A 20,837-nucleotide genomic window follows, 5' to 3' on the forward strand; every position below is an offset into this window, starting at 1 on the left:
CGGCTCGAAGGGGCGCCGCCGGGCTGCTTTCTGGTGCGGCCGTTCGAGCGCCTGATCCCCATGGGCACGGTGCGCTATCACCCGGCGTTCGACCTGGTCGAGCCCAGCGACTGGACCTTTCCCTGACCTGGGTCAAGCGGGTGGTGCCAGAGGGTGCGCGATACTGCGCGGCTTCCTGAACCTTGTCCCGAGTGCCCGCCGTGAGTGCTGCCCTGAATCCCCCCGGCGATGCCGCCCCAACCCTGCCCAGCGTCCGCCACCGACCGCACGAGGATGTGCAGGCCCTGCTGACCGGGACCCTGTTCGTCGCACTGGGCGTGGTGCTGTTCCGTCAGACGGGGCTGATCACCGGTGGCACGGCGGGCCTGGCCTTCTTGCTGCATTACGCCACCGGCTGGAATTTCAGCCTGGTGTTTTTCCTGATCAACCTGCCGTTCTACGGCCTGGCGCTGCGGCGCATGGGCCGCGTGTTCACCCTCAAGACCTTTGCTGCCGTCGGCCTGCTGGCCGGGTTTGCGCAGTGGATGCCACAGTGGATCCACATCGATCAACTCTCCACCGGCTTCGCGGCCGTGGCGGGAGGGCTTCTCATGGGCACCGGCATGCTGATCCTGTTCCGCCACCGCGCCAGCCTGGGTGGCTTCAACGTGCTGGTGCTGTGGCTGCAGGAGCGTTTTGGCTGGCGTGCCGGCCAGGTGCAGATGGCGTTCGACTGCGCCATCGTGCTGGCGGCCTTCGCGGTGGTCGGCTGGGATCAGATCGCCTGGTCGGTCCTGGGCGCGGTGGTGCTGAACATGACGCTCGCGATCAACCACCGGCCGGGCCGGTACATGGCGGTGTAAAGATGTCCCCCCTGCGCCGCTTCGCGGCTTCCCCCCTCTGAGGGGGACGCACCCTGTGGCCCGGCGGAGCCGGTTCCACGGCTGCCCTGGACGCTCTGACCACTGCTGTTGGTGTTCGGCTGCGCTCCAGCGTTTGCTCAGTCGTCTGCCGCGTCTCGCGCTGCCAAAGTAAACGAAGCCCGCGCCACCCGCGTGTCCGACGGCGACACCCTGTGTGTGCAGCCGCTGGATGGCGAGCGCTGCCACCGCCACCACGGGCTTGCACGGACTCGATTGACGCGTCGCAGAGCGACAAGAGCCGTCGGCCGTTCCGCCCCATCGCCCTCGGGGTGCTGATCTCGTGCATCGGTTTGCCTGGCAACGACCTCATGACATTGCAGAGCCGCCGTTGCCGAAGGGTCCTGGCAAGACACCCCGTTACCGTTTAGCCGGCGATGGGCGCAGCGCGTCGGGTACACTCCCGATCGTTTTATAAATGTGTAATATGCACATTTATAGAGGATTTTGAGGTCTGCAGGAGTGGCCGTACTGGCCGTTGAGGCATTCGGTGTCCGGTGGCGATGCGGGGTAAAGGCTCGTCGGCATTGGGGCCGGCAGCGTGACCAAACGGATGAGGGCGTCGTGCCGAGCGATGTGCAACCACAGGGGTGTCAAAAAAATGAAAGCAGAGGCTTTGGAGGGCGGCGCAGGCGGTTTCGCTGCGCCTTCGCTCCTGATGGATTCCGGCCTGCAGGCGCTGCCACCGACGGTGCGCAAGCCCGGCCTGCACCGGCTGACGGGTGACCTGCTGGTCTACCTGGTCTTGATCGCACTCGTCTGGGGCGCCTGGTGGCTGTCGGGGCAGGGTCTGTTCGAGGCCGGGGATGATGTCGGGTACTGGATCGGGGTGGCGGGGGCCGTGATGATGGTGCTGCTGTTCACCTACCCGCTGCGCAAGCGGTTCCGCTTCACCCAGCACTGGGGCAAAGCCAAATGGTGGTTCCTGGCGCACATGCTGCTGGGGGTGGCGGGGCCTGTGCTGATCCTGGTGCACTCGACCTTTCAGGCGCGTTCGCTCAATGCGTCGGCCGCGCTGTACAGCATGGTGATCGTCGCGCTCAGCGGCGTGGTGGGGCGCTTCATCTACAGCCGCGTCAACCGCGGACTGCACGGCGAACAAAGCAGCTTCAGGGAGCTGCAGCAGCGCGCAGGCCTGCACCAGCGCGAGGCGCATTCCCGCCTCGCATTCGCTCCAGGGGTGGAGCAGCGGCTGTTGGCGTTTGGTGCGCGGGACCTGAGCCACCGACCGGACCTGCTGGCCTGTCTGAACCGGGTGTTCTGGCTGCCCGTCCAGCAGTGGTGGACGTACCGGGCCTGTGTGCCGGAGCTCGACGAGGCGCTCACGCGCCTGGCCGAACGTGGTGGCTTGGACCCGAAAAGCCATGCGAAACGGCGGCAACTGGCCCGCAAGCTGGTGCGCGGGTACCTCACCGCAGTGGTCCGCGTGGCCCAGTTCACCGCCTACGAGCGCCTGTTCTCGCTCTGGCACGTCGCCCACATCCCCTTCGTGTACCTGCTGGTGATCAGCTCGGTGGTGCACGTGGTGGCGGTGCACGCTTATTGAGCCGAGGTGAAGGTTGAGACCATGGCCACCCATTGCACACGCCATCCTGGCCGTCCGGGTGTGGGTGGGGTGTGCGCTGCTGGCGCTGGGTCTTGGCTGGGCGGGCGCTGCAGCCGCGCAAAGCATCGAAACCATCCTCGCCCCGGGCAAGGTGATCCAGGGGCATGCAAAGGTCGAGGAAGACTGCGCGCAGTGCCATGTGAAGTTCGATCGCAAAGCGCAGGACGGCCGCTGCATGGCCTGCCACAAGGACGTGGGGGCTGATGTGAAAGCCCGTACTGGATTCCATGGACGTTCCAGGCCGCAGGCCTGCAACAGCTGTCACACCGACCACAAGGGGCGCAATGCCCAGATCGTGGTGTTGGACAAAAAGAAGTTCGACCACACGGTGACCGACTACCGGCTGCGGGGCAAACACGAGCAGGTGCCGTGCGACCAATGCCACCAGAGCGGGAAAAAGTACAGCGCCGCGCCTCTGGAGTGCCATGCCTGCCACAAGAAGGACGATGAACACAAAGGGGGCCTGGGCACGAAATGCGCAGACTGCCATGGCGAGTCCGACTGGAAGGACAGCCGCTTCGACCACGACAAGAAGACCCAGTTTTCGCTGACCGGCAAGCACGCCGACGCCGAATGCACCGACTGCCACAAGAACCACCAATACAAGGAAACGGTCAAAACCTGCATCGGCTGCCACAAGAAGGAAGACGACAGCAGCAAGGGGCACAGGGGCCGGTACGGGGAGAAGTGCGACAGCTGCCACGGCACCAAGTCCTGGAAGCCCTCGAATTTCAACCACGACGCCGACACCCGGTACCCGCTGCGGGGCAAGCACCGCAGCACCGGCTGCAACGACTGCCACACCGGGAACCTGTACCGGGTGCAGTTGAGCCAGGACTGCTACGCCTGCCACAAGTCCGACGACAAGCACAAAGAGTCATTGGGCAAGGACTGTGGCAGCTGCCACAGCGAACGCGGCTGGAAGGAACCGGCCAAGTTCAACCACGAGGTGACCAGCTTCCCGCTGCTGGGCAAACACGTCGATGCCGAATGCAAGGCCTGCCACAAGAGCGCCATGTTCAAGGAGGCGCCGAAAGACTGCTACAGCTGCCACAAGCCGGACGACAAGCACGACAGCACCCTGGGCCAGCAGTGTGGTGACTGCCACACCGAGCGGGAGTGGAAGACCACCAAGGGCCGCTTCAACCACGACAACACCCTGTTCCGGTTGCGCAACGCCCACGCGGAGGGCGTGCTCAAGTGCAGTGCCTGCCACCAGGACCTCAAGCGCTTTCGCAAGACGCCCACCGACTGCTACAGCTGCCACAAGAAGGACGACAAACACGAAGGCCAGCAGGGCAGGCAATGCGAGACCTGCCACAGCGACCGCACCTGGAAAACCACCCGGTTCGACCACGCCCAGACGCGCTTTGCGCTGACCGGCAAACACGTCCCGGTCCGGTGCGAAAAGTGCCATGAAACCAACCGCTTCAAGGACGCACCGGAAAACTGCTACGCCTGCCACCAGAAAGAGGACCGGCACAAGCTCAAGTTTGGGGAACGGTGCGAGAGCTGCCACAACACGCGGGGCTGGCCGATCTGGGACTTCAACCACGACAAACGGACCGAGTACCGCCTGGACGGCGCCCACCGCAAGGTGGCCTGCGAGAGCTGCCACAGCCAGCCGGCCTCCAAAGGCAAAGACGCCGCCGCGCTGGGGCGCAACTGCATCGGCTGCCACCGCAAGGACGACACGCACGACGGCCAGTTCGGCATGCGTTGCGAGACCTGCCACGTCACGGACAACTGGAAACGGGTGGTCAGCCGCGTGGGTGCCACCGATCGTTCACCGCCGCGGGAGGCGATCGGTGAACAGCTGCCCCCGTGGGGTCTGAGCAGCCTTTTCGGTCGACGCAGTGAACGGGCGGCTGTGCCGGCCCGAGGGGAGAAACCATCATGAAAACACGTTTCCGGGTACGCACATCGCTGGTTGGCTGGTGGGCGCGCTGTTGGATGACCCTGGCATTGGTCTTCTGCGGTGGGGCCGCGCTGGCCCAGACCGCCGAGCGGGCCGTGTTCGATCACGTCAAGACCGGCTTCCCCCTGAGCGGGGCCCACAACGCCACACGCTGCGAGTCCTGCCACGTCAAGGGCATCTTCAAGGGAACGCCCAAGGAGTGCGCCAGCTGTCACGTCAGCGGCGCGCGCCTGGCGCAGACCAACACCGTGATGCCCCAGCGCCACTTGCCTACCCAGGCCGCGTGCGAAAGCTGTCACACCACCCAGTCGTTTGCCGGCGCCAAGTTCAACCACGCAGGTGTGAGCGCAGGCACCTGCGCGGGTTGTCACAACGGTCTCACCGCCACCGGCAAGACGCGTGAGCACATCACCACCCAGGCATCCTGCGACACCTGTCACCGCACCACGGCCTGGCGCCCTGCGGCGAAGTTCGACCACGCGGGTGTGACACCCGGCAGCTGTGCCTCATGCCACAACGGCACCCAGGCCACGGGCAAGGCCAGCAACCACGTGGTCACCAGCCAGGCGTGCGACAGCTGCCACAGCACCACGCGCTGGACGGGCGCCAAGGTGGACCACAGCGGCTTCAGCGCCGCCACCAACTGCACCAGTTGCCACAACGGCTCGCAGGCCACTGGCAAGACGGCCCGGCACGTGACCACCTCTGCCAACTGCAGCGCGTGCCACAGCACGGCGCGCTGGACGGGTGCCAAGGTGGACCACAGCGGCTTCAACGCATCGACCAACTGCGCCAGCTGCCACAACGGCACCCAGGCCACGGGCAAGTCGGGCAGCCACGTGCCCACGACCGCGGGCTGCGCGACCTGCCACAGCACCACGGCCTGGACCGGTGCCAAGGTGGACCATAGCGGCTTCAACGCGTCGACCAACTGCGCCAGCTGCCACAACGGCACGCAGGCCAGTGGCAAGCCCGGCAGCCACCTGGCCACCACGGCCAACTGCGGCACCTGCCACAGCACGGTGCGCTGGACGGGCGCCAAGGTGGACCACAGCGCTTTCACGTCCGCGACCAACTGCACCACCTGCCACAACGGCACCACGGCGACCGGCAAACCAGCCACCCACGTGCCGACCACGGCCAACTGCGTCAGCTGCCACAGCACGACCGTCTGGACCGGCGCCAAGGTGGATCACGGCACTTTCAACGCGGCCACCAACTGCGCGAGCTGCCACAACGGCACCCTGGCCAGTGGCAAGCCCGGCAGCCACCTGGCCACCACCGCCAACTGTGGCACCTGTCACAGCACCGCACGCTGGACCGGGGCGCGGGTGGACCACAGCGCCTTCAATGCGGCGACCAATTGCACCACCTGCCACAACGGGACGCAGGCCAGCGGCAAACCCGCCACACACGTACCCACCACCGCCAACTGCGTGACTTGCCACAGCACCACCGCCTGGGCCGGCGCCAAGGTCGATCACAGCGCCTTCAACGCCGCGACCAACTGCACCAGCTGCCACAACGGCACGCAGGCCAGCGGCAAACCCGCTGCACACGTGCCCACGACGGCCAACTGCGCGAGCTGTCACAGCACCACGCGCTGGACCGGTGCGCGGGTGGATCACAGCACCTTCAATGCCACTACCAATTGCGCCACTTGCCACAACGGCACCTTGGCCACGGGCAAGCCCACCACCCACGTGGTGACCACGGCCAGCTGCGGCACCTGCCACAGCACCAGCGCATGGACCGGTGCCAAGGTCGACCACAGCACCTTCAACGCGGCCACCAGCTGCGTCGCCTGCCACAACGGCAGCACGGCGACCGGGAAACCGGCGACCCATGTGCCGACCACCGCCAACTGCGTGACCTGCCACAGCACCACGCGCTGGACCGGCGCCAAGGTGGACCACAGCACCTTCAACACCGCCACCAACTGCACCAGTTGTCACAACGGCACCCTGGCCACGGGCAAGCCCACCACCCACGTGGTGACCACCGCCAACTGCGCCAGCTGCCACAGCACCACACGCTGGACCGGCGCCAAGGTGGACCACAGCACCTTCAACGCGGCCACCAACTGCACCACCTGCCATAACGGCACGACCGCCACCGGCAAACCGGCGGGTCACATCCCGGCCACCGGCAACTGCGTGACCTGCCACGCCACGACGGCGTGGACGCCCAGCCGCTTCAACCACACCCAGGTCACGGTCACCGGCCAGTGCACCACCTGCCACAGCGGCGCCTACCCGGCCGCTGGCGGCCGGCCGACCACGCACGTCCCGTACCAACTGCTCACGGGCGTTGCGATCGCCAACTGCGACACCTGCCACAAGTCGGGCTTCACCGCCTGGACGCCGGCCCGCCTGCACAGCAGCGTGTCGGTCAGCAACCAGTGCCACACCTGCCACATGGGCGCCTACACGCCCGGCCAGCGGCGCCCCAACAACACCACCCACAACACCATCGTCAACGGGTGCGAGAGTTGCCACAAATCCACCGCCAGTTGGCTCACCGTGGTGTTCACCCATTCGGCCGCCAACGCCGTGGGCACGGGCACCTGCGACACCTGCCACAACGGCAGCTCGGCCAAGGGCAAGCCCGCGACGCACATCCCGGTCAACACCGGTACCGCCAAGTGCGATTCGTGCCATCGCTCGCAGACCAGCTTCGCGTCTGCCGTGACCATGAACCACAGCGTGGTGGCCACTGCCACCTGCAAGTCCTGCCACAACGGCAGCTACACCAGCCAGGGCAACACCGGCGCACTGGCCAAGCCGACGAACCACATCCCCGAAGCGCAGCTGCTCAACGGCGCGGCCATGGACTGCAACAGCTGCCACACCAGCACGACCAGCTGGACCGCCATGACCATGAACCACAACAACAGCATGGGCAACGGGGCGGGCTGGTGCAAGGCCTGCCACGCCAGCGGCACCAGCTACCTGGGTGACATGGAAAAGAAGTCACTGACCCATGAGAGCAAAGGCACCGCCATCACCGACTGTTCGCAGTCGGGCTGCCACCGGCCGCTGGGCAACAAGGGCAGCACCTACCGCAACTGGGATTAAGGCGGCCTTCATCTTCAGCCGGTTCAATCGCCCCCCTGAGGCTTGGCTGCAGGGACGGGCCCCATTCACACACCACGCTTGCAGCACCATGAGAGACACCTTGCGCCACCTGATCGCCCCTATTGCACTCACCGCCATCTGCCCCGTGGCCATGGCGCAGTTCATCGACGAGGTGGAAGTCCGTCGGGAGGGGCCCAATGCGGTGGCCAACATCCGTTTTGTGACCGCCGTGCAGTTGCAGAAGGTGACGACCTCGCGGGCGCGCGACCTGGGACAGGCGTACTACAACGTGCTGCCCACCCGCGAAGCGTTCACCCCCATCGGTGCCCAGCGGCGCATCCCCGCGTCCGGGGCCATCCCAGAAATCACCCTCATCGACGAGTCGGTGGGGCGCAGCCAGCTCAGCCGCAAGCTGATCGTGCGCCTGTCCAAAGCGGTGCCGTTCCGCATCCGGGCGGGCCAGGGCAACCGCAGCATCGAGGTGGTGCTGGCCGGTCTGGGCGAATCGGTCCAGGTCGCACCCACGGCGGGACCGGCCGCGCCCGCGCCGCTGGCGCCAGAGCAGAACTTCATGATCACCCTGCAGTCGTCGGCCGAGGCCGGACACCGCCTGACGGGTGTGGTGCCTGCCCAGTTGCAGGACCGGCAGACCTTCACCGGCCAGCGCACGGTGGACGGCCGGGTGGTGTACGACATCAACATGGGGTACTTCGCCACCCGGGCCGAAGCCGACGCTGCGCTGGGCCTGTTGTTGCTGCGCTTTCCCCAGGCCACGGTGGTGGCGCTGCAAAAGCCCGACGCTGCAGCCGCTGCGGGCAACACACCCGCTGACATCGAAGCCCGAGCGGCCGCCTTGTTGACGGCTGCGAAGGCTGCCGAGGCGCGGGGCGATCTGCCCGCCGCGCTGGACGCCTTGGGCGAGCTGCTGAACCTGCCACCGAATGCACACTCGCGTCAGGCGCAGGAAATGATCGGCACCACGCGCCTGAAGATGGGCGACACCGAGCGCGCGCGTGCCGAGTTCGACGCGTTCCTGAACCTCTACCCCGTGGGGGCCGACAGCGACCGGGTGCGCCAGCTCGTGGCCGGTCTTCCCGCCAAAGCCCAGGTGGTGGCCGAGGTGCCCGCGGCGCCGCCGTCGAACTGGAGCGGCTCCGTCTCGACCTACTACTTCGGCGGCAAGTCCAAGGAACGGAGCCAGGAGTTCCTGGAGTCACCGATCAGTGGTCTGCTCGAACTGGCCAGCGACAACACCATCTCCGACACCGATCTCGGACAGGTCCAGACCAGCGTCGATCTGCGCTGGCAGCGACGCGATGCCGAGGTCGATTCGACCTTCGTGTTCCGGGACGCCTACACCGCCAACCTGGAAAACCGCGACAAGAGCAAAAACCGGCTGTCGGCCCTGTACTTCGACCGCAAGTCCCGCACCAACGGCACCCAGTTCCGCATTGGTCGCCAGTCGCCCACCGGCGGCGGCATCCTCTACCGTTTCGACGGCGTGCAGGCCGGCTACACCTTCAAGCCCAAGTGGCGGGTCAGCGCCGCGGCGGGCGTGCCGACCGACGACCTGCTGGAAACCCAGCGCCGCCTCTACAGCGTCTGGCTGGACGCCGAAGCCCTGACCGACGAAATCAGCGGCAGCCTCTACCTGAACCAGCAGACCATCGATGGCGAGGTGGACCGGCGCGCGGTGGGCACCGAGCTGCGCTACTTCAAGGGTGGCGTATCGGTCTCGTCGCAGTTCGATTACGACACCGTCATCAGCGGCATGAACATCGCGTCGGTGCAGGGCACCTGGCAGTTGCCAGACACCACCATCTTCAACTTCCTGTACGACCGCCGGGCCACGCCGCTGCTGTCGCTGGGCAACATCCTGTTCTTCCAGGACCCCAACCTGCCCCCCGCGCAGCGCGTGTCGGACCTGCTGGCCACCAACACGCTGGACCAGCTGCGCCAGCAGGTCAAAGGCGTCACGGCTTACCAGACCCAGTTCCTGCTGGGGGTGACCACACCGCTGAACGCCAACTGGCAGATCGGAGGCGACATCCGCCTGTCCAACGTGGGCGAAATCAAGCCGGTGCCCGTGATCCTGCCCGACGGACAGCCCAGCACCGGCAACGTGTGGTCCGTGGGCGGGCAGCTGATCGGCAGCAACCTGTACTCCCAAAGCGACACCCACGTGTTCGTGGCGTCCACGGTCAAAGGCCCGACCTACACCGGCTACGTGCTGTCCTACAACAACATGACCACGACCGGCAACGGCTGGCGGCTGGAGCCCTCGCTGCGTTATTACCGCCAGAGCGACGCCTCCGGCACCGACATCGAGCGCTGGACCCCGGGCATGCGCGCGAGCTACAAGCTGCGCCAGCAGGTTTCGGTGGAGAGCGAGCTGTCCTGGGAGAACTCCAAGGTGACCGGTCCTTTGAAGAGCGAGGCCTCGGACCGGCTCTTCTATTACCTGGGCGCGCGGTATGACTTCTGAGCCGCTGCTGTGCCAGCCGCTGGTGCAGGCGCGGGGCCTGTCGTGCCGCCGTGGGCGGGACTGGCTCTTTCGTGATCTGTCTTTTGTCGTGTTGCCCGGCCAGGTGGTCTGGCTGCGGGGCACCAACGGCAGCGGCAAAACCACACTGCTGCGCACGGTCTGCGGTCTGTCGCAACCCGATGCGGGTCAACTGGTCTGGCCGACGCAAGAGAGCGCATCGGTTCGGCCGGTGTACGTGGGGCACCTCAACGCCTTGAAAGACGATCTCACCGCCAGCGAGGCGCTGCGCTTCGTGGCGCGGCTGCAGGGGGTGGATGTCGACGCGAACGGCGTTCACCTGGCCCTGCGGGTGCTGGGCATGCACCACCGGCGCCACGCCCCGGTGCGCACCCTGTCCCAGGGCCAGCGCCGGCGCGTGGCGCTGGCCCGGCTGTCCCTGGACACGCGCCCTTCGTTGTGGGTGCTGGACGAACCCTTTGAAGCGCTCGATGCCGACGGCATCGCCACGGTGCAGTCGCTGATCCGCACGCACCAGGCCTGCGGCGGTAGTGTGCTGCTGACCTCGCACCTGCCGCTGGACGCGGAACAGACGCCGTTCTCCGACCTGACCCTGGATGGCGGGGGTGGTCGACTGTGATGCGAACGGAGTAGGTGGTGGTGGCGCTGCGGGACCTGCGCCTGGCCTGGCGGCGCCGCATCGAGGCGCTGCTGCCGCTGGTGTTCTTTCTGGTGGCGGCCAGCCTGTTCCCGCTGGGGGTGGGGCCCGAGGCCCAGACCCTGCAGCAGATCGGGGGTGGCGTGGTCTGGGTGTGCGCGTTGCTGTCGGCCATGCTGTCCCTGGGGGCGCTGTACACCAGCGATCATGCCGACGGGACTCTGGAGCAGATGGTGTTGTCGAGCGACTCGCTGGTGCTCATGGCCGCTGGCAAGGCGCTCGCGCACTGGGTGCTCACAGGCCTGCCCCTGATCCTCGCCGCCCCTTTGCTGGGCTTGTTCTTCGGCCTTTCGATGCCCGCGGTGGGCGCCCTGCTGATGGGGCTGCTGCTGGGCACACCGGTGCTCAGCCTGCTCGGTGGCGTTGGCGCAGCGCTGACGCTGGGGCTGCGCAGTGCCGGGGTGCTGGTGCTGTTGCTGGTGCTGCCGCTGTGCATCCCGGTGTTGATCTTTGGCACCGGTGCGGTGTCCGCGGTGGACGCGGGTCTGGCGCCATCGGGTCACCTGTCGATCCTGGCGGCGCTGTTGCTGGTGTCCGCGCTGGGGGCGCCCGTCGCCACGGCCGCGGCGCTGCGCATCTCGCTGGGATGACGCCACCCAGCGACCGAATCCTGAACTGAAACACGATGCGATTTTTCACCTTTGCCTCACCTTCGCGGTTCTACCAGCTGGCCGGTGCGCTGATCCCCTGGCTCTGGGGCACGGCCGCCCTGCTGGCGCTGGCCGGGCTCTATCTCGGCTTCTTCGTGGCGCCAACCGATGCCACCCAGGGGGACGCCTACCGCATCATCTTCATCCACGTGCCGGCGGCATGGATGTCCATGGTGCTCTACCTCGTCATGGCCGGCTGGGCCGTGGTGGGCTGGGCGTTCAAGGCCCGGCTGGCGTCCATGGTGGCGCGGGCCATCGCGCCCACCGGCGCACTGTTCACCTTCGTCGCGCTGTGGACCGGGGCTTTCTGGGGCAAACCCACCTGGGGCGCCTGGTGGGTGTGGGATGCGCGCCTGACCTCGGAACTCATCCTGCTGTTCCTGTACCTGGGCTACATCGCCCTGGTCGAATCCATCGACGACACCCGGCGCGCCGACAACGCCGGGGCCTTGCTGGCCCTGGTGGGCGCGATCAACGTGCCGGTGATCTATTTCTCGGTCAAGTGGTGGAACACGCTGCACCAGGGTGCCACCGTGAGCATGACGGCCGCGCCCAAGATGGCCAGCACCATGCTCAGCGCGATGCTGGTCATGACGCTGGCCTGTTGGGCCTATGCGTTCGCCGTGGTGTTCGTGCGCACACGCGCCATCGTGCTGGAACGCGAGCGCGAAACCGCCTGGGTGCAGGCCTTGAAACATCCCTTTGCCGGAGACCGCGCATGAACTGGAACAGCGCCAATGAATTTTGGGCCATGGGGGGCTACGGTCTCTATGTGTGGGGTTCGTACGCCGTGGCCGCGGTGGCCATGGTGATGGAGCCGCTGCTGGCCGCCCACCGACACCGCCGCGCGCTGCGCGACACCGACCCTCAGGATGAACAGGAGTAAGACTTGAAAAAACGTCACAAGAGGCTGGCGATCGCGGCCGGCGCGCTGGGGGTGGTGGGCGCTGCCGTCGCACTGGTGCTCAACGCGTTCAACAGCAACATGGTGTTTTTCTATTCGCCCACCCAGGTGGCGGCGAAAGAGGCACCCGCCGGGCGCACCTTCCGGCTGGGCGGCCTGGTCGAGGCCGGCACCGTCCACCGCGAGGGCGTGCTGGTGAACTTCAGGGTCACCGACACCGTGCAGACCATCCCTGTGCGCTACCAGGGCATCCTGCCCGACCTGTTCAAGGAAGGCAAAGGCGTGGTGGCCCAGGGGCAGTTCAAGGACGGTGTCTTCGAAGCCAAGGAAGTGCTGGCCAAGCACGACGAAAACTACATGCCGCCCGAGGCGGCCGAAGCGCTGCAGCGCGCCGGGCAGAACCCCGGTGCCATGGCCAAGACGCTGGTGATGGAGGCCAAGCCATGATCCCGGAAATCGGCCATTTCCTGCTCTGGCTGGCGCTCGGCGTGGCCCTGATCCAGGGCGTCTTGCCCCTGGTGGGGGCTCAGCGCCACAACCCGGAATGGATGGCGCTGGCGCGGCCCGCCACAGGTGTGCTGTTCGTGCTGGTCGCGCTGGCGTACCTGTGCCTGGTGGCGTCGTTCGTGCGGCACGACTTTTCGGTGCTCAACGTCGCCTCCAACTCCAACTCGGCGCTGCCGCTGCCTTACCGCATCGCCGCCAGCTGGGGCAGCCACGAAGGCTCGCTGCTGCTGTGGGTGTTCATGCTGTGTGTGTGGATGGTGGCCGTGGCGCGCTTCAGTGCCCACCTGCCGCAGCCCGTGGTGGCGCGCACCCTGGCGGTGATGGGACTGGTGGCGTCGGGCTTCCTGCTGTTCCTGCTGATCACCTCCAATCCGTTCGAGCGGCTGTTCCCTGCGCCGCTGGACGGGCGCGACCTCAACCCCCTGCTGCAGGACCCCGGCATGGTGTTCCACCCGCCGCTGCTGTACATGGGCTACGTGTGCTTTTCGGTGGCGTTCGCGTTCGCCATCTCGGCGCTGATCGGCGGCAACCTCGACGCCACCTGGGCGCGCTGGACCCGTCCCTGGACCACCGTGGCCTGGATGTTCCTGACCATCGGCATTGCGCTGGGCAGCTGGTGGGCCTATTACGAACTCGGCTGGGGCGGCTGGTGGTTCTGGGACCCGGTGGAAAACGCATCGTTCATGCCCTGGCTGATCGGCACCGCGCTCATCCATTCGCTGGCCGTGACAGAAAAGCGCGGCAGCTTCAAGTCGTGGACGGTGCTGCTGGCCATCGTGGCGTTCTCGCTGTCGCTGCTGGGCACCTTCCTCGTGCGCTCGGGTGTGCTGTCGTCGGTGCACGCCTTTGCCACCGATCCCACCCGGGGCCTGTTCATCCTGGCCTTCCTGGCGGTGGCGGTGGGTTCATCGCTGGCGCTGTATGCCTGGCGCGCACCCACGGTGGGGCTGGGCGCACGCTTCGGCCTGGTCTCGCGCGAGACCACCTTGCTGGGCAACAACGTGATGCTGGTGGTGGCCTGCGCGGCGGTGCTGCTGGGCACCCTCTACCCCCTGCTGCTCGATGCCCTGGGCCTGGGCAAGATCTCGGTCGGCCCGCCGTACTTCGACACCGTGTTCATGCCCCTGATGGCGCCCACGCTGTTCCTCATGGGCGTCGGTCCCATCACCCGTTGGAAGCAGGCCGAACTGCCCGACGTGGCGCGCCGCCTGCGCTGGGCCGCGGCTGTGACCGTGGTGGCCGCCCTGGCCACCGGCTGGATGGCCGGGCGGGTGTCGATGGTGTCCACCATCGGCATTGTCATGGCGTTCTGGGTGCTCGCCTCGGTCGTCACGGACGGGTGGGAGAGCGTGTACCAGCGCGGCCAGGGCCTGGCCGGGGTGCTGCGCCGCACGCGCCAGCTGCCGCGGGCCAAGGTGGGCATGTTCGTTGCCCACATCGGCGTGGCGGCCTTCTGCTTTGGCGTCACCATGGTCAAGTCGTACGAGGTCGAGCGCGACGTGAAGATGGACATCGGCGACAGCACCACGGTGAGCGGCTACACCTTCACCTTCCGCGGCGCGATCGAGGTGCCCGGCCCCAACTACACCGCCATGCGCGGCCTGGTGGAGGTGACGCGCGACGGCCAGCGGGTGACCGAGATGAAACCCGAGAAGCGGGTCTACCGCGTGCAGCAGAACCCCATGACCGAGGCCGCCATCTCGCCAGGCTTCACCCGCGATCTGTACGTCTCGCTGGGCGAGGCGGTCGATGGTGGCGGCGCCTGGATCGTGCGCGTCTACGTCAAGCCCTTCATCGACTGGATCTGGGGCGGTTGCCTGGTGATGGCGCTGGGGGGGCTGCTGGCCGCGACCGACCGCCGTTACCGCAGCCGGGCCCGCCGCGACCTGCCGGCGCCGAGCCACACCACCGCAGGAGCCACCGCATGAAGGCCCTGAAATTCCTGCTGCCGCTGGCGCTCTTTCTGGGCCTGGTGGGGTTTCTGGCCGCGGGCCTGAAGCTCGACCCGAAAGAAGTGCCTTCCCCGCTGATCGACAAGCCCGCACCGGCGTTCGCGCTCACACAGCTGGACGACGCGAACCAGGTGATCCGGCGCGACGACCTGCTCGGGCAGGTGTGGATCCTTAACGTCTGGGCGTCGTGGTGCGTGGCCTGTCAGTCCGAACATCCCCTGCTGGTGGCGTTCGCCGGCAAGAAGGTGGCACCCATCTACGGACTGAACTACAAGGACGACCGCCTTGCGGGTCTGAAGTGGCTGGCCCGCTATGGCAACCCCTACGACCGCTCGCTGTTCGACGGCGATGGCCGTGTCGGCATCGACTTCGGCGTGTACGGCGTGCCGGAAACCTTTGTCATCGACAAGCAGGGTGTGATCCGTTTCAAACAGATCGGACCGGTCACGCCCGAGGTGTTGCGCGACCAGATCGAACCGCTCGTGAGGCAACTCAATGGCTGAATGGATGCGCGCTGCGGCGCTGTCACTCGCACTGGTGCTGACCCTGGGGGGCGCGCTGGCCAAGGAGGCCGCGCCCGCGGCCGAAGACCCGGTGCTGGAAGCCCGCATGGTCAAGATCGCCGAGGAGCTGCGTTGTCTGGTGTGCCAGAACCAGACCATCGCGAGTTCCAACGCGGGGCTGGCGGTGGACCTGCGCAACCAGGTGCGCGAGATGCTGCGCCGGGGCGACACCGACCAGCAAATCATCGACTACATGACCGCCCGCTACGGCGACTTCGTGCTGTACCGCCCGCCCCTCAAGGGCAGCACCACGCTCCTCTGGTTCGGGCCCGGTGTGCTGCTGGTCGGCGGCCTGCTCACGCTGTGGGTGGTGCTGCGCCGGCGCAGCCGCATGGACCCCGCCCTGTTTGAACCCGAGCCGGATGACGCCGGCGACGGCACACCCCCTTCCTCACACACCCGCTGACCCGACGCTTTGACCATGGACCACGACATTCCCTCGCTGCGCCGACAGCTCGTTCAACTCCAGGAACTGCACGCCACCGGTGCGCTCCCCGACGCCGCCTACGAAGAAGCCAAGACCGCGCTGGAGCGCCGGGTGCTGGCGCTGGTCATGAGCGGTGCGGCCGACGCTCCGGCGCCGGCCGCACCCTCCGTTGCGCCCGCCGCAGGCACCCCTGCGCCCGCCGCCCCCCGACCCTCGCGGCGCCTGCTCGTGTCGCTGGCTGTGGGCGTGTTGGCGGTGGCCGCTGCCGGCTATGCGTGGATGGGTTCGCCTGGCCAGCTGGGGGTGGGCCCGGGCGGCGGTGCCGGTGGCATGGGCGAGACCGGTGCGGCCGCCGGCATGCCCGGTGGCGCGCAGCAGCCGCCGCACGCCACCTCGCAAGAACAGATCGCCAGCATGACCGACCAGCTGGCCGAGCGCATGAAGGGAACCCCCAACGACGCCGAGGGCTGGGCCATGCTGGCCCGCTCCTACAGCGTGCTGGGGCGCCATCCCGAGGCGCTGGTGGCGTACGAGAAGGCGGTCCAGCTGCGCCAGGACGACCCGAACCTGCTGGCCGACTACGCCGACTCGCTGGCGGTGAAGAACGACCGCCGGCTGGCGGGTGAGCCCATGAAATGGGTCCAGGCGGCACTCAAGATCGACCCCCAGACCCCCAAGGCCCTCGCGCTGGCGGGCACCCATGCCTTCGACCAGAAGGACTACGCCGGTGCGGTGCGTTACTGGGAGCTGCTGCTGGCCACCGCCCCGGCGGACAACAACTTCGCCCAGCAGGTGCGGTCGGGTCTGGTCGAGGCACGCCAGCTCGCGGGGTTGCCGGCCAAGGCCGCCGAACCATCGGCAACGCCAGTGGCGGGCGCGGGTGCTTCGGTCCGTGGCACGGTCAGCCTGTCGCCGGCGTTGGCCAAGTTGGCGTCACCGGACGACACCGTCTTCATCTACGCCCGTGCGGCCGAAGGCGGCATGCGCATGCCGCTGGCGATCCAGCGCCACCAGGTCAAAGACCTGCCGGTGGCGTTCACGCTGGACGACAGCTCGTCCATGTCGCCGGCCGCCCGGCTGTCAGGCGTGCAGCAGGTGATCGTGAGCGCGCGTGTGAGCAAGAGCGGGCAGGCCATGCCCACCCCTGGCGACCTCACCGGACAGACCACAGCGGTGGCGGTGGGTGCTTCGGGTCTGAAGATCGAGATCAACGAGACGGTGAAGTGAGCTTTTGAGAGAGTGGTCGTGGATTACAGCTACCTCTACTGGGTCGGCCTGGTGCCGGTCGTCTGGCTCTACCTGCGCCGCCGTGCGCGTCGCAACGCCGCGTTCCATGCCGAGCTGGTGCAGGCCCAGGCGCAAGGGCTGAACGAGCCGCCTTCGTTGCACCCGGTGGTCGATCTTTCGCGCTGCATCGGTTCGGGCGGCTGCGCCAAGGCCTGCCCCGAGCAGGCGCTGGGCATCGTTTCGGGCAAGGCGGTGCTGATCGCCGGGGCTTCGTGCATTGGCCATGGCGCCTGCGCTGCGGCCTGTCCGGTGGAGGCCATTTCGCTGGTGTTTGGCACCGAAAAACGCGGTATCGACATCCCACAGGTGTCCCCGCAGTTTGAAACGAACGTGCCGGGCATCTTTGTCGCCGGCGAACTCGGGGGCATGGGGCTGATCCGCAAGGCCGCGGAACAGGGGCGGCAGGCGATGGACTTCATCAAGAAGCGCAGCGATGGCTCGGGCGAGCTGGACGTCGTGATCGTGGGTTGCGGGCCAGCGGGTTTGTCGGCCGGTCTGGCTGCCATGCAGCACCGCTTGCGCTTCAAGCTCATCGAGCAGGAAGACTCGCTCGGTGGTGCGGTCTACCACTACCCGCGCCAGAAGGTCGCCATGACGGCGCCGGTGCAGCTCGCCCTGGTGGGCAAGATGAACTTTGGGGAAGTACACAAGGAAAAACTGCTGGACTTCTGGCAAGGCGTGGTGAGCAAGACCGGTCTGGCGATCTCGTTTCGCGAGCGCATGGAAGCGGTCGAACCGCAGGGCAGCGGCTTCGTGGTGAAGACCAACCGGGGCCAGTACACCGCCCGCAGCGTGTTGCTGGCCATTGGCCGCCGCGGCACCCCGCGCAAGCTGGGTGTTGCAGGCGAAGAAACGCCGAAGGTGGTGTACCGGCTGATCGACCCCGCCCAGTACGACGGACAGGCGGTGCTGGTGGTGGGCGGCGGTGACAGCGCGCTGGAAGCGGCGGTCGCGCTGTCGGAACGGCCGGGTACCGATGTGATCCTGTCGTACCGCAGCGCCGCGTTTTCGCGCGTCAAGCAGAAAAACCGCACGGCACTGGAGCAGCAGCAGGCGGCCGGCCGCCTGCGCGTGATGCTGGAATCGAAGGTCCGGAGCATCGACGCCCAGGAGGTGGAGATCGAATGGCAGGGGGCCGTGCAACGCCACCGCAACGACGCGGTGATCGTGTGCGCGGGGGGCGAACTGCCCACGCCGCTGCTGCAAAAGATGGGTGTGCGCTTCGAGACCAAGTACGGCACGCTGTGAGTGCAGTGCAATGCCCGCCATCGCTGGCCGCTGCCCTATGCTCTGTGCCCATGTTCACCTGTTTCCAGAAGCGCCCTGGCGCCCCTTGGCTGCTGCTGGCGCTCGGCGTCATCTGCCCATTGATAGCGGGGTTTGCCCACGCGCAGGCCAACGGTGGCCGGTCGGTTTACGAAGCACGCGTCACCCGCGTGTCCGACGGCGACACCTTGTGGGTGCAGCCGCTGGACGGTGGGCGTTACCGCAAGCTGCGGCTGGACGGTCTGGACGCGCCTGAGATCTGCCAGAGCGGGGGTGAGGCCTCGCGCGATGCGCTGGCCGCGCGCGTGCTGCGGCAGGTGGTGACGGTGCGCGAACGCAGCCAGGACGACTACGGCCGCGCGCTGGTGCGCCTGCAGCACGGCGGCGAGGACGTGGGCGCGTTCATGGTCCTGCAGGGGCAGGCATGGTCGTACCGCTGGCGCCACAGCGACGGGCCGTTTGCGCAAGAGGAGGCACAGGCTCGGGCGCAGAAGAAGGGCTTGTTCGCCGCCGCGTCGCCCGAGCTGCCACGCGACTTTCGCCGCCGTCACGGGCCGTGCCCGCTGCCGCCGCGCCCCTGAGACGTCAGGCGTGTGCCGCGCCGCAGACGCCGCACTGCGGGTTCTGCGGCAGGCCGATGGTGTTGAACGCCATGTCGCGGCCGTCGATCATCAGCAGCTGTCCGACCAGGCGCGAGCCCAGGCCGCTGAGAATCTTCAGCGCCTCCGCCGCCTGCAGGGTGCCCACGATGCCCACCAGCGGCGCGAACACGCCCATGGTGGCGCAAAGGGTTTCTTCGACGCCGCTGTCCTCCGGGAACACGCAGGCGTAACAGGGGTTGCCCGGCGTGCGCGCGTCGAACACGCTGAGCTGGCCGTCCATGCGGATGGCAGCGCCCGAGACCAGCGGCCTGTGGTGCCGCACGCAGGCGCGGTTGATCAGGTGCCGGGTGTGGAAGTTGTCGGTGCAGTCCAGCACCACGTCGGCCTGGGGCACGAGTTCGTCGAGCAAGGCCGCATCGGCGCGCTGCAGCACCGCGGTGACCTGCGGATCGGGGTTGATGGCCGCGACCGCCTCGCGCACCGAGGTGGCCTTGGGCGATCCCACTCGGTCCAGCGTGTGCGCGATCTGGCGCTGCAGGTTGGTGGCGTCCACCGTGTCGTGGTCCACCACGGTGATGCGGCCCACGCCCGCGCTGCCCAGGTACAACGCCACCGGCGAGCCCAGCCCGCCGGCACCGATCACCAGCGCGTGCGAGGCGAGCAACCGTTCCTGCCCTTCGACCCCGAGTTCGTTGAGCAGGATGTGGCGCGAGTAGCGCAGGAGCTGGGTATTGTCCAAGGCGACCGGCGGAAAACTCAGTTTTCCTTCTTCTCTTCGGTGCGCACGGTCTGCGTCTTGCTCACCAGCACCGGCTTGCCCTTGAGCTGGTTGAGCGCCTGCTGCAGCTGGAAGTCCTTGTCGCTGCCGAATTCGGGCACCAGACGCTGACCCGGGTTCTTCTTGGCTTCTTCTTCCAGCTTCTTGCGGGCCTGTTCGCGCTCCTGCTCGCGCGCCTGCTCGGCGGCGCGCTCGGCATCGCTCATCGCGCCGTTGCCCGGCTTGTCGTCCTTGCCGTTGCTCAGGTGCTTGCTCAGGTCGGCTTCGCGGGTGCGCAGCGCGGCAAACAGGTTGCCTTCGGGCGTCTCGTCCACCATGACGTCGGGCACGATGCCTTTGGCCTGGATGGTGTTGCCGCTGGGCGTGTAGTAGCGCGCCGTGGTGAGCTTGATGCCGGTGTCCGGCCCCAGCGGGCGAACGGTCTGCACCGAACCCTTGCCGAAGGTCTGGCTGCCCAGCAGGGTGGCGCGTTTGTGGTCCTGCAGCGCGCCGGCCACGATCTCGCTGGCCGAGGCCGAGCCTTCGTTGACCAGCACCACCAGCGGCACGGTCTTGAGCGCGCCGTTGGTGGCCTTGGTCAGGCGTTCGATCGGGTCGGTGCCGCCGCGGCGCAGATAGTGCTGCGGCGCGGTGGTGTAGGTGAACTTGCTGTCGGCCAGCTGGCCGTTGGTGGACACCACGGTCACGTTCTCGGGCAGGAAGGCGGCGGACAGGGCCACCGCTGCGTCCAGCAGTCCGCCCGGGTCGTTGCGCGGGTCCAGCACCAGGCCCTTGAGTTTCGGGTCCTGCTTGTACAGGTCTTCGACCTTGCGGGCGAAGTCTTCGATCGTGCGGTCCTGGAACTGCGAGACGCGCACCCAGGCGTAGCCGGGCTCGACCAGCTTGGTCTTGACGCTCTGGGTCTTGATCTCCTCGCGCGTGATGGTGACCGGGAAACTGCGGTTCTCGTCCTTGCGGAAGACGGTCAGCAGCACCTTGGTGCGCGGTTCGCCGCGCATGAGCTTGACCGCTTCGTTGATCGTCAGGCCCTTGACCGCGGTGTCGTCGATCTTGGTGATCAGGTCGTTGGTCTTGAGACCGGCACGGAAGGCGGGCGAGTCTTCGATGGGCGAAACCACCTTCACCAGGCCGTCTTCCTGCGAGATCTCGATGCCGACACCGACGAAGCGGCCGGACGTGCCTTCGCGGAATTCCTTGAAGG

General features: G+C 67.4%; 18 protein-coding genes. 16 read left to right on the forward strand and 2 right to left on the reverse strand.

The window, feature by feature from the left end:
* Positions 1–200: 200 nt before the first annotated feature.
* The 16 genes from ACR2JA_RS20395 (at position 201) to ACR2JA_RS20470 (ending at position 18,837) form a co-directional block, all read left to right on the forward strand.
* A complete protein-coding gene (locus tag ACR2JA_RS20395; RefSeq protein WP_434010887.1) occupies positions 201–842 on the forward strand; it encodes a YitT family protein in 642 nt (213 codons plus the stop codon).
* 715 nt (positions 843–1,557) lie between these two features.
* A complete protein-coding gene (locus tag ACR2JA_RS20400; RefSeq protein WP_434010888.1) occupies positions 1,558–2,445 on the forward strand; it encodes a hypothetical protein in 888 nt (295 codons plus the stop codon).
* Positions 2,446–2,458: 13 nt separating this feature from the next.
* Positions 2,459–4,405 carry a cytochrome c3 family protein gene (locus ACR2JA_RS20405; RefSeq protein WP_434010889.1) on the forward strand — a complete coding sequence of 649 codons (1,947 nt, stop codon included), beginning with the start codon at positions 2,459–2,461 and terminating at the stop codon, positions 4,403–4,405.
* 53 nt (positions 4,406–4,458) lie between these two features.
* A complete protein-coding gene (locus tag ACR2JA_RS20410; protein WP_434010890.1) occupies positions 4,459–7,500 on the forward strand; it encodes a cytochrome c3 family protein in 3,042 nt (1,013 codons plus the stop codon).
* A 100-nt stretch (positions 7,501–7,600) separates the two neighbouring features.
* Entirely contained in the window at positions 7,601–9,985 is a 2,385-nt protein-coding gene (locus ACR2JA_RS20415) for a hypothetical protein (RefSeq protein ID WP_434010891.1), read from the forward strand.
* On the forward strand, positions 9,975–10,622 hold the full coding sequence (ccmA, locus tag ACR2JA_RS20420; RefSeq protein ID WP_434010892.1) for a cytochrome c biogenesis heme-transporting ATPase CcmA: 648 nt from the start codon (positions 9,975–9,977) through the stop codon (positions 10,620–10,622). The genes ACR2JA_RS20415 and ccmA overlap by 11 nt, the downstream gene beginning before the upstream one ends.
* Positions 10,623–10,642: 20 nt before the next feature.
* A complete protein-coding gene (ccmB, locus tag ACR2JA_RS20425; protein WP_434010893.1) occupies positions 10,643–11,290 on the forward strand; it encodes a heme exporter protein CcmB in 648 nt (215 codons plus the stop codon).
* A 35-nt stretch (positions 11,291–11,325) separates the two neighbouring features.
* Positions 11,326–12,072 carry a heme ABC transporter permease CcmC gene (ccmC, locus tag ACR2JA_RS20430; RefSeq protein ID WP_434010894.1) on the forward strand — a complete coding sequence of 249 codons (747 nt, stop codon included), beginning with the start codon at positions 11,326–11,328 and terminating at the stop codon, positions 12,070–12,072.
* Positions 12,069–12,236: a heme exporter protein CcmD gene (ccmD, locus tag ACR2JA_RS20435; protein ID WP_434010895.1), complete on the forward strand. Its 168-nt coding sequence runs from the start codon at positions 12,069–12,071 to the stop codon at positions 12,234–12,236. Before ccmC ends, ccmD begins: the two co-directional genes overlap by 4 nt.
* A gap of 3 nt (positions 12,237–12,239) precedes the next feature.
* Positions 12,240–12,701, forward strand: a complete 462-nt coding sequence (gene ccmE / locus ACR2JA_RS20440; RefSeq protein WP_434010896.1) for a cytochrome c maturation protein CcmE — start codon at positions 12,240–12,242, stop codon at positions 12,699–12,701.
* A complete protein-coding gene (locus ACR2JA_RS20445) occupies positions 12,698–14,689 on the forward strand; it encodes a heme lyase CcmF/NrfE family subunit (RefSeq protein ID WP_434010897.1) in 1,992 nt (663 codons plus the stop codon). Before ccmE ends, ACR2JA_RS20445 begins: the two co-directional genes overlap by 4 nt.
* Entirely contained in the window at positions 14,686–15,216 is a 531-nt protein-coding gene (locus ACR2JA_RS20450; RefSeq protein ID WP_434010898.1) for a DsbE family thiol:disulfide interchange protein, read from the forward strand. The genes ACR2JA_RS20445 and ACR2JA_RS20450 overlap by 4 nt, the downstream gene beginning before the upstream one ends.
* Positions 15,209–15,682 carry a cytochrome c-type biogenesis protein gene (locus tag ACR2JA_RS20455; RefSeq protein ID WP_434010899.1) on the forward strand — a complete coding sequence of 158 codons (474 nt, stop codon included), beginning with the start codon at positions 15,209–15,211 and terminating at the stop codon, positions 15,680–15,682. Before ACR2JA_RS20450 ends, ACR2JA_RS20455 begins: the two co-directional genes overlap by 8 nt.
* Positions 15,683–15,697: 15 nt before the next feature.
* Positions 15,698–16,930 (forward strand): tetratricopeptide repeat protein, encoded by a 1,233-nt coding sequence (locus ACR2JA_RS20460; RefSeq protein WP_434010900.1) that lies wholly within the window; start codon positions 15,698–15,700, stop codon positions 16,928–16,930.
* A gap of 18 nt (positions 16,931–16,948) precedes the next feature.
* Positions 16,949–18,238 (forward strand): NAD(P)-binding domain-containing protein, encoded by a 1,290-nt coding sequence (locus ACR2JA_RS20465; RefSeq protein WP_434010901.1) that lies wholly within the window; start codon positions 16,949–16,951, stop codon positions 18,236–18,238.
* Between the two features lie 50 nt (positions 18,239–18,288).
* Entirely contained in the window at positions 18,289–18,837 is a 549-nt protein-coding gene (locus ACR2JA_RS20470; RefSeq protein WP_434010902.1) for a thermonuclease family protein, read from the forward strand.
* Between the two features lie 4 nt (positions 18,838–18,841).
* On the opposite strand, the gene ACR2JA_RS20475 is transcribed toward ACR2JA_RS20470, so the two are convergent.
* Positions 18,842–19,597: a HesA/MoeB/ThiF family protein gene (locus tag ACR2JA_RS20475; protein ID WP_434010903.1), complete on the reverse strand. Its 756-nt coding sequence runs from the start codon at positions 19,595–19,597 to the stop codon at positions 18,842–18,844.
* 17 nt (positions 19,598–19,614) lie between these two features.
* Positions 19,615–20,837, reverse strand: a 1,223-nt coding sequence (locus tag ACR2JA_RS20480; protein ID WP_434010904.1) for a S41 family peptidase, incomplete at its 5' end; no start/stop codon positions are given.

It is taken from the genome of Hydrogenophaga sp., from assembly GCF_051007235.1.
Lineage (GTDB): Bacteria > Pseudomonadota > Gammaproteobacteria > Burkholderiales > Burkholderiaceae_C > Hydrogenophaga.